This is a genomic window from Amaricoccus sp., from assembly GCF_036846665.1.
GTDB lineage: Bacteria > Pseudomonadota > Alphaproteobacteria > Rhodobacterales > Rhodobacteraceae > Amaricoccus.
In genome coordinates this window covers 1-9,077 of sequence record NZ_DAIUBO010000159.1, presented here as the reverse complement: position 1 = coordinate 9,077, position 9,077 = coordinate 1, and the positions used below count along the sequence as shown (strand labels likewise).

The following is a 9,077-nucleotide window of genomic DNA, read 5'->3' as shown; positions in this document are numbered from 1 at the left end:
ATGATCGAGACCAACCGGAGCAGCCCTTCGGTCTCGTCGCTGCGCAAGATATTGTGCGGCCTCGGAATCAGCATGTCGGAGTTCTTCGAGCCCGACAGCCCCGCCTCGGACCAGGTCTTCTTTTCGCCCACCGAAACCCGGGACCTGACCTCGCTGCTCTTCAGCCACAAGCGCCCCTCGGGCGGCAAGGTGGCGCTCCGCCAGGTCGGCGATGCGAAGCGCCACAACCTGCAGATCCTGCACGAGACCTACGACCCCGGCGCCGACACCGGCCATGTCATGCTGGAACATTTCGGCTCCGAGGGCGGCATCGTCGTCGCGGGCGAGATCGAGGTGACGGTCGGCGCGCAGGCGAAGGTCCTGAAGGCCGGCGACAGCTATCTCTTCTCCTCCTCGGTGCCGCACCGGTTCCGCAACCTGTCTGATCGGCCCGCCACCGTGATCTCGGCCTGCACGCCGCCCTATCTCTAGCCCGGCGCCGTCGCGCGGACCAAGCGCATGTCAGGATGCCGACTGACCCGCTGACGCCGGCGCGGCCCGTTCGGCCGCCCGAACCCTGGAGCCGCTGGCGGAATAGGTCACATGGACGGGGGCGGGCGGCGGGGCGACGAGGTCCCAGCCGACGAAGGTGCCGTCGCTCCATCCGATCTCCACGCGACGGTCGGCGGGGCGGTAGAGCGTCGTGAAGACGGTGCCGAAGCCGCGCGAATAGCGGGGCGAGAAGAGCGGTGCGGTGAGGAACAGCCTCTTCAGCTCATGCTCGTGGGGAACCTTGCGGGCGAGCAGGTGATCCAGCGTCTCCGCCCGTTCGAGGGTGCGCGTCATGCGCCCGTGGTGCGGCCACTCGACCCCGAGCTGGTGGTTGGTCGCCCAGGGCTGGCGACTGACGATCGGCGGGCGGTCGGGCGAGAGCATCACCGTCGCGACTTCGCCACCGGGGTCGATCAGGGTGACGTTGTAGGACATGTGGATGGGCAGATCGCGCAGCACGCTCAGCGCGTCCTGGGTGTCGCGGCAGAATTGCAGCAGGTAGCGGATGACCAGCGGGATGCCGAACCCGCGCCCGCCCGCCACCCGGCCGCCGAAGGTCAGCGAGGCGGCAAGTCCATGGGCGTTCATCCCGTCCGACAGCCCCGCCAGCGCCTCGACCATGCCGACCACCTGCCGGCCGAGCCAGCCGGACCGGAACATGGTCGATTCGTTCAGCCCGGGATCGAGGTCGTAGTTACGGATGAGCAGCGGCCCTTCCGCGTCCGACAGCGCGAGTTGCGTGCAGTTCACCAGGTAGCGCGGCGGCGTCCAGAAGGTGAGGAACCGCGCCAACAGCTCGTCGCCGCCGGCCTTCTCGACGAGGTCGTCCAGCAGTCGCTCGAACCCGGGCAGGTGCCGCCGGATCGCCCGGCGGCAGGCCCTTGCGTTCGGACCATCTTCGCCATTCCGGGCCGTGAACCATTCGCGCCAGCCGGGCCAGCCATGGCCGACGATCTCCCGCCACGCCGCACCGGGCGCGTCTTCATCGAGAAAACGGAAGGACAGGCTGGTCATCTCTCGCAGTCCATGTACCCTGCTTGGGTCGAACAATCCGGGGAGGGATGACATCGCGCTACACTATGGATCATAGTGTTGACGTTGCTTCACCGGCTCCCCCGTGTCAAGCGGCATCGCCATGACCAATCTGCAACCGACGGCGACGATCCGCCAGAGCGATATAGAGAAGCTCCGGGCGCAATACCGGATCAACGACATTCCCGTCGCCATCCGGACCGAGCGGAACGTGGAGGCGGGCGGGTTCGCGGATGCCTCGCGCAACCCGAACACCTGGACCGCCTATCTGTTCGTCGACGGGCAATGGGCGCAGATCGAGAGCGCCCGGGGTCTCAGGCGCGAATGGACCAGCCTCGACCGGCTGGAACGCTGGCTGCGGAGCATGGGGTTTAGCGCCTTCGCCGTGCGCAACGACATCGAGCCCGCCGGCTCGGGCGGCGGCCCCACCCGCATCTCGATAAAGTGAGGGGCAGGCCCGGGCGCGCCGTCGAGGCAGGGGAGCGCACCGCTTGCCCGCCCGTTCAGACTGCCAGCAGACCGTCCGTATCGATCTCGGGCTGACGGCCGGCGATCTGGTCGGCGACGAAGCGACCGGATCCGCAGGCCATGGACCAGCCGACATGGCCGTGGCCGACGTTCAGGAAGAGGTTGCCATAGCGCGAGGGACCGAGGATCGGCACCGAGCTCGGGGTCATCGGGCGCAGACCCGTCCAGTAGACGATCCGGGACTGGTCGACGGCATCGCCGTAGAGGGTTTCGGTGATCGCGTGGATCGAGCGGAAGTCCTTCGGCCGGTGGCCGTAGTCGTAGCCGGCGAAGACCGCCGAGGAGGCGGCGCGCAGCCGCCCGCCGAAGGGCGACATGGCGACCAGCAGATCCTCGTCGACCAGCCCCATGTGCGGACCGGCCTCGGGTCGGGTGAGCGGCGCGGTGATCGAGAAGCCCTTGACCGGGTAGATCGGCAGCCGCACCCCGATCTCGCCGGCGATGAGCGCGCTCTCCGACCCGGCCGCCAGCACGAAGGCATCGGCGGCCACCTCGCCGCGGTCGGTCTGGACCCGCACCACCCGGTCGCCCTCGACGATCAGCCGGCGGATCGGGGCGTCGTAGAAGAGTGTGGCGCCCTTTTGGGTCCTGCACCATTCGGCGAGGTTGTTGGAAAACTTGTGGCTGTCGCCGGTCTGGCAGTCCGGCGAATAGATGCCGCCGGCGACTTCCGGTGCACGTTCCATCACCGGCTCGAGTTCGAGCATGCGGTCGCGCTCGACCGTCTCGATGCGCAGGCCCTGGTCGCGCAGGATGCCCATGTGGTGGGAGGCGGCCTTCAGCCCGTCCTTCGACCGGAAATAATAGAGGATCCCCTGGGAGCGGCCGTCGTAGTCGATGCCCGTCTCCTCGACGAGGCGGTTCAGGCAATCCTTGGAGTAGGAGATCAGCCGCAGCTTGACCAGCGTGTTGCGATAGGCCGCGGCGCTGGTGCATTGGGTGAGGAACTGCACCGACCAGACCCAGAGCCGCGGGTCGAGCCGGAGGCGGTACTTGATCCCGAGATCGGAGCGGTAGAGCGACTTCAGCGCCATCCTCAGGGCGTCGGGCGAGGCCCAGGCATAGGAGTCGGACGGGCTGACGAGGCCGCCGTTGCCGAAGCTCGCCTCTTCGGCGGCCTTGGCGCGGCGTTCGATCAGCACGACCTCATGGCCGTCCCTGGCCAGGTAATAGGCGGTGGCGACGCCGACGACGCCCGCACCGAGGACCGCGACCTTCACGAGGCTTCTCCCTGCGCGATGGTGAGGTGCTTGACCCCGAGGAAGGCGCTCAGCCCCCAGGGGCCGAGCTCGCGGCCGATGCCGCTGGCCTTGAAGCCGCCCCAGGCGGTGTTGGGATAGATCACCTGGAGCGAATTGATCCAGACATGGCCGGCGTCGATGCGGGCGGCCACGCGCTCGGCGCGGTCGGGGTCGCCGCTGACGATGGTGGCGACGAGGCCGTAGTCGCTGTCGTTGGCCATCTCGATCGCCTCGGCCTCGGTGCGGAAGCTGCGCACCGCCAGCACCGGCCCGAAGATCTCCTCGCGCCAGAGAAAGCTCGCGGTCGGCACGTCGGCAAAGATACTCGGCTCAACGAAGAAGCCGCCGCCGTCGCTGCCCGCCTCGCCGCCGGCCAGCGGCTCCAGCCGCTCGGCGCGGGCCTGGTCGAGGAAGCGCTGCACCTTCTCGAACTGCGGCAGGGTGGTGAGCGGCCCCATCTCGGGGTCGCCGGCGAGCGGCGCCCCGACGCGCAGGCCCTTCGCGCGCGCCGCCAGCCGGTCCAGCAGCGCCGGGGCGACGCTCGCCTCGACGATCAGCCGCGAGGTCGCAGAGCACATCTGCCCGGCGTTGAAGAAGATGCCGCCGGCGATGCAGTCGACGGCGTGGTCGAGATCGGCGTCGGCGAAGACCACGATCGGCGACTTGCCCCCGAGCTCGAGCGAGACCGGCAGGCAGCACGCGGCCGCCGCCCCCATCACCTTGGCGCCGACGAGGTTCGAGCCGGTGAAGGAGAGCTTTCGCAGGCGCCGGTCGCGGGTCAGCGCCGCGCCGGCCTCGGCCGCGCCGGTGACGAAGTTGAGCACGCCGGCCGGCAGCTCGGCCTCGAGCGCGATGTCGCCGTAAGCGAGTTCGATCAGCGGCGTGAACTCCGAGGTCTTGAGCACCACGGTGCAGCCGGCCGCCAGCGCCGGCGCGATCTTCCAGGCGCTGGTGACCAGCGGGAAGTTCCAGGGGACGATCATGCCCACCGGCCCGACCGGCTCGAACCGGGTCTTGCCGGCGAAGGCCGGGTCCGGCATCGGCACCGGCGTGCCCTGGCGCGCGTCGAGCTCTTCGGCGAGGCCGGCGTAATACTCGAAGGTGGCCACCGCGTCGCCCACGTCGATCTCGGCTTCGGCGCGCGGCTTGCCGTTGTTGCGCATCTGCAGCTGCGCGAGCTCCTCGGCGCGGCGCCGCAGCCCCTCGGCGAAGGCGCGCATGAAGGTGCCGCGCTCGGCGCCGGGAAGCCGCGCCCAGGACGGGAAGGCGGCGGCGGCGGCGGCGACGGCGGCCTCGACATCGGCCGCATCGGCGCAGGCGATCTCGGCGAAGGGCGTGCCGGTCGAGGGGTCGACCACGCTCAGCCGCTCGGCGCCGCGCGCGGCGCGGAAGGCGCCGTTGACGAAGAGGCTCGCCGGTCGGTCGATCAGCGCATCGAGGCTCATGACCAGCCCCGCACCGCCGCGTCGTCGATCTCGATCACCGTCGGCCGATCGGCCCGGACCGCGGTACGCAGGGCCTCGGCGAGCTGCGCGAAGCTCTCGACCTTCAGCGCGTGGCAGCCGAAGCCCTTGGCGATGGTCTGGAAGTCGGGAGTGTAGATGTCGACACCGATCTGGGGAATGTCGCGATCGGCCATGTATTGCTTGATCTCGCCATAGCCCTGGTTGTTCCAGAGCAGGATCGGCACCGGCAGGCCCAGCTCGGCCGCGGTCGCGAGCTCGGGCAGGGTGAACTGGATGCCGCCGTCGCCGATCAGCGCCACCACGGGCGCGTCGGGCCGGGCGAGCTTGGCGCCGAAGGCCGCCGGCAGGCCATAGCCGAGCGTGCCGTAGCCGGTGGAGGAATTGAACCACGACCGCGGCCCGGCCGGGGCATAGGTGAGGTTGCCGCCATAGACCGGCTGGGTCGAATCGCCGGCGATGACGACGCCGGGCAGTGCCTCGGCGACTGCATCGAGGAAGCGGCCGTGCCGGCGATAGTCTTCGCGGAGTTCCGCGTCGGCCGCCGCGCGCAGCTGCCCGGGCGCCTCCGTGGGGGCGCGGGCGGTGTCGAGGGCGGCGTGCAGCGCCAGGAGCGCCGCCCCGGCGTCCGAGCAGATCGCGATCTCGGGCAGGGCGTTGCGGGTCAGCTGCTCGGCCTCGATGTCGATGCGGATCAGCTTGCCGGTGAGCGCGAGTGCGCTGTCGAAGAGAAGGGTATCGGTCTCGCCGAGCTCGGTGCCGACCGCCAGCACCACGTCGGCCGCCTGCAGCGCCGCGAGGATCGGCGGCAGCGGCAGCATCGAGCCGAGGCTGAGCGGGTGGTCCGGGGGCAGCACGCCCTTGGCGTTGATGGTGAGCGCCGTCGGTGCGCCAAGTCGCTCGACGAGGGCGCGCGCCGCCTCCGCCGCATCGGCGGTGCCGCCGCCCAGCACCACGAATGGCGCCCGGGCGCCGCGCAGCAGCTCGGCGGCGCGGGCGATGGCCTCGGGATCGGGGCCGGGGCGGCTGCGGGTGCGGTGGGCGGTGCGCGAGAGCTCGTCGGCCGGCGCGGTGATGACGTCGAGCGGCAGCTCGATATGCACCGGGCCAGGCCGGGCGCTGTCGAAGACCGCGAAGGCGCGGGCGATGACGGAAGGCAGCTCGGCGGCGCGCAGCAGGCGGTGGCTGAAGACCGAGACGCCGCGGACCATGGCGCTCTGGTCGGGCAGCTCGTGCAGGCGCCCCTCGCCCATGCCGAGCTCGTTGGTGGTGTTGACGCTGGAGATCACCAGCATCGGGATCGAATCGGAATAGGCCTGGCCCATGGCGGTCAGGATGTTGGTCATGCCGGGGCCGGATATGATGAAGCAGGCCGCCGGCCGGCCGGAGGCGCGCGCGTAGCCGTCGGCCATGAAGCCCGCGCCCTGTTCGTGGCGCGGGGTGATGTGTCGGATGGCGGTGTTGGGCAGCCCGCGGTAGAGTTCGACCGTGTGCACGCCCGGAATGCCGAACACGGTGTCGATCCCGTAGGATTCCAGGATCTCGACCAGCACCTCGCCGCAGGTTTTCATTGCCGTCCCCCCTTTCTTGCCGGCGCCGGTCAGCGCTGCGCGATCGCCGCGATCTCGACGGCGAACTCGCTGCCGGCCAGCCGCGCCTCGACGCAGGCCCGCACCGGCGGATTCGCCTTGTCGACCCAGGCGTCGTAGACGACGTTCATGGCGTCGAAATCGCCGATCGCGGCGAGCCAGATGTTCACAGAGACGACCTTGGACTTGTCGCTGCCGGCCTTGGCCAGAAGCGCGTCGATCCCCTCGAGGATCTCGCGGGTCTGGCTCCCGACGTCGCGGCCGGCGTTCTCATGTGCGACCTGGCCGGCGGTGAAGACGAGGTCGCCGACCACGACCACCTGGCTCATGCGGGGGCCGCTGTCGATGCGTTCGATGGACATGGGATCTCCTTTCAGGTGCGGTACTGGACGCCCGGCATCACGCAGAGCATCTCGAAGAGCAGGAACGCCGCGGTGATCGCGGTATTGCCGGAAGGGTCGTAGGGCGGCGAGACCTCGACGCAGTCGCCGCCGACGAGGTTGAGGCCGCGGCAGCCGCGGATGATCTCCAGCCCCTGGACGGAGGTCAGCCCGCCGATCTCCGGAGTGCCGGTGCCGGGGGCATGCGCCGGATCGAGGGCGTCGATGTCGAAGGTGAGATAGACCGGGCCTTCGCCGAGCTGGGCACGGACCTCGGCCATCAGCGGGCTCAGCGAGCGGTGCCAGCATTCCTCGGCCGGCACGACACGGACGCCGAGCGCGGCGGCCCAGTCGAAATCCTCGGCGGTGTAGCCCGAGCCGCGCAGCCCGATCTGGACCATGCGCCGCGGGTCGATCAGCCCTTCCTCGATGGCGCGGCGGAAGGGAGTGCCGTGGGCGATCGGCTCGCCGAACATCGCCTCGTTGACGTCGGCATGGGCGTCGACGTGGATCAGGCCCACCGGCCCGTGCACCTTGTGCAGCGCGCGCAGGATCGGCAGCGGGATGGTATGGTCGCCGCCGATGGTCAGCGGCTTCGCGCCATGGGCGAGGATGGCGTCATAGGCCTCCTCGATGATGCGCATCGAATCGAAGATGTTGAAGGTGTTGATCGCCACGTCGCCGATGTCGGCGACCTGCAGCGAATCGAAGGGCGCGGCCCGCGTCGCCATGTTGTAGGGCCGCACCATGCAGGATTCCTGCCGGATCTGGCGCGGCCCCATGCGCGTGCCCGAGCGGTTGGAGGTGCCGATGTCGAAGGGCACCCCGACGAAGGCGACGTCGAGCCCCTCGGCCGTCGCCGCGGCGGGAAGGCGCATCATCGTGCCGGGGCCACCGAAGCGCGGCATCGCATTGCCGCCGAGCGGCTGGTTGAGTTCCGTCATCGCTTTTCCCCCCTGAGGATGCGCTTGCCCAGCGCACTGAGCAGATAGCCGTAGGCGGCCTTCAGGGCCGACGGGCTGGCGTCGGCGTCGAATCCGGTCAGCGCGAGCGCCTTGAGGCCCCCGCTCGCGGCGACCAGCTCCATCGCGGTCGAGCATTCGCGGTAGCTGAGGCCCGCCTCGAGCTCGTCCGGCTCCATGCCGCGACCGACCGAGGCGTCGAGCACCAGCGCGAAGCCGTCGGAGAGCACCGTGACCCGTTGCAGCGCGCGGCGCATCGCCTCGCGGATGCCGACGAGGTCGATGTCCTCCATGGTCAGCGCCAGGACGTCGCGCCGCCGGATAAGTTCGGATTCCTCGCGCGTCGCGGTGCGCAGGCCGACCAGGGCCAGCGATTCGGGTTCGGCGGCGGCGGCCGGGCCGAGTTCGGAATCGCACCACAGGAGCCCGAGCTCGGCGCGGTCGCTGATCCCGGTGGTGATGCTCTCCCAGGTCTCGGTGCGGCTGGCGCAGATCCAGAGCGGCAGGTCGCCCGGACCGGTCGCGGCGTCCGTGGCGGTCACGAGCCCCACATCGCGGACCTCGGCGAGGAAGGCCGCCGTCTCTGGCCGCGCGGCGAGCGCTTCCGGGGCGAAGAGCCGAAGCCGGGTCGGCCGCGGCGCGATCTTCTCGCGGCCGACGAGATGCTTCTCGACGTAAGGCGAGAGGAACGCCTGCACCAGCGCGCCGTAGTCCATGTCGAAGCGGATCGGGTCGCCGACCGCGAAGCGCTTCGACCCGGTCAGATCGACGATCAGGTGGTCGCTGGAGGCGGTGGTGATCTCGACGTCGGGATCGCGGGCGGTCAGGCCCTCGGGACGCATGTCGACGCGCCCGAGATTGACGATGCCGCGCACCCGCTCGCCGCGGTCGACGAAGGTCTTGACCATGCCGAAGGCGTCGCGCCCGGTCTCGCCCTCGGGCAGCGAGTGCTTGGTCTTGATCTCGACCAGCTCCGCCTCGAGCGCGAAGGCGTCGCCGCGCAGCCAGGGCAGGGTATCGCCGGTGATCGAATTCTCGCCCCGCAGGATGGCGGCGCCGATCCGGAGCTGGTTGATGCGCGCGGGCATGGCCGCCTGCTCCATCAGCGGCAGATTGGCGGAATTGCCCCCCGACACCGTGTCGAGCCGCACGCCGAAACGCGCCTCTACCGCCTCGACATGGGCGGCGAGCGCCTCGAGCTTCTGCATGGTCGGGAGCACGCCGCTGGCGCACATGAAGTTGGCCCCGAGCCCCGCCAGCCGCAGGCCGGGCGATTCCAGCACCAGCTCGCAGAGCGGCATCAGCTCCTCCGCCGACACGCCCTCGCGCCGGTCGCCCATCTCCAGCATCA

General features: G+C 70.3%; 9 protein-coding genes. 2 read left to right on the top strand and 7 right to left on the bottom strand.

Annotated elements, in window-relative coordinates; translation table 11 throughout:
- Nucleotides 1-471: cupin domain-containing protein (locus V7050_RS14570; protein ID WP_324410721.1), on the top strand; the 471-nt coding region annotated here is incomplete at its 5' end.
- A 30-nt stretch (nt 472-501) separates the two neighbouring features.
- On the opposite strand, the gene V7050_RS14565 is transcribed toward V7050_RS14570, so the two are convergent.
- Complete coding sequence (locus V7050_RS14565; RefSeq protein ID WP_324365442.1) at nt 502-1,545, bottom strand: C45 family peptidase; 1,044 nt, start codon at nt 1,543-1,545, stop codon at nt 502-504.
- A 121-nt stretch (nt 1,546-1,666) separates the two neighbouring features.
- On the opposite strand from V7050_RS14565, the gene V7050_RS14560 reads away from it, so the two are divergent.
- Complete coding sequence (locus V7050_RS14560) at nt 1,667-2,011, top strand: hypothetical protein (RefSeq protein WP_324365443.1); 345 nt, start codon at nt 1,667-1,669, stop codon at nt 2,009-2,011.
- Nucleotides 2,012-2,066: 55 nt separating this feature from the next.
- Here V7050_RS14560 and V7050_RS14555 read toward each other — a convergent pair whose 3' ends face one another.
- The 6 genes from V7050_RS14555 to V7050_RS14530 all read right to left on the bottom strand — a co-directional run.
- The gene (locus V7050_RS14555) at nt 2,067-3,311 is read right to left on the bottom strand and encodes a D-amino acid dehydrogenase (RefSeq protein WP_324365444.1); all 1,245 of its coding nucleotides are present in this window, start codon (nt 3,309-3,311) and stop codon (nt 2,067-2,069) included.
- Entirely contained in the window at nt 3,308-4,777 is a 1,470-nt protein-coding gene (locus tag V7050_RS14550) for an aldehyde dehydrogenase family protein (protein ID WP_324365445.1), read from the bottom strand. Before V7050_RS14550 ends, V7050_RS14555 begins: the two co-directional genes overlap by 4 nt.
- Entirely contained in the window at nt 4,774-6,366 is a 1,593-nt protein-coding gene (locus V7050_RS14545) for a 5-guanidino-2-oxopentanoate decarboxylase (protein ID WP_324365446.1), read from the bottom strand. The genes V7050_RS14550 and V7050_RS14545 overlap by 4 nt, the downstream gene beginning before the upstream one ends.
- 29 nt (nt 6,367-6,395) lie before the next feature.
- Entirely contained in the window at nt 6,396-6,746 is a 351-nt protein-coding gene (locus tag V7050_RS14540; RefSeq protein WP_324365447.1) for a RidA family protein, read from the bottom strand.
- Between the two features lie 11 nt (nt 6,747-6,757).
- Nucleotides 6,758-7,708, bottom strand: coding sequence for an agmatinase (gene speB / locus V7050_RS14535; RefSeq protein ID WP_324365448.1), 951 nt, complete (start codon nt 7,706-7,708; stop codon nt 6,758-6,760).
- Nucleotides 7,705-9,077: alanine racemase (locus tag V7050_RS14530; protein WP_324410719.1), on the bottom strand; the 1,373-nt coding region annotated here is incomplete at its 5' end. The genes V7050_RS14530 and speB, both read right to left, overlap by 4 nt.

Bases quoted from the DNA above. Each gene is read 5' to 3' on its own strand.
- speB (WP_324365448.1), bottom strand. From the start codon at position 7,708: ATGACGGAACTCAACCAGCCGCTCGGCGGCAATGCGATGCCGCGCTTC.
- V7050_RS14565 (WP_324365442.1), bottom strand. From the start codon at position 1,545: ATGACCAGCCTGTCCTTCCGTTTTCTCGATGAAGACGCGCCCGGTGCG.
- V7050_RS14545 (WP_324365446.1), bottom strand. From the start codon at position 6,366: ATGAAAACCTGCGGCGAGGTGCTGGTCGAGATCCTGGAATCCTACGGG.
- V7050_RS14560 (WP_324365443.1), top strand. From the start codon at position 1,667: ATGACCAATCTGCAACCGACGGCGACGATCCGCCAGAGCGATATAGAG.
- V7050_RS14550 (WP_324365445.1), bottom strand. From the start codon at position 4,777: ATGAGCCTCGATGCGCTGATCGACCGACCGGCGAGCCTCTTCGTCAAC.
- V7050_RS14540 (WP_324365447.1), bottom strand. From the start codon at position 6,746: ATGTCCATCGAACGCATCGACAGCGGCCCCCGCATGAGCCAGGTGGTC.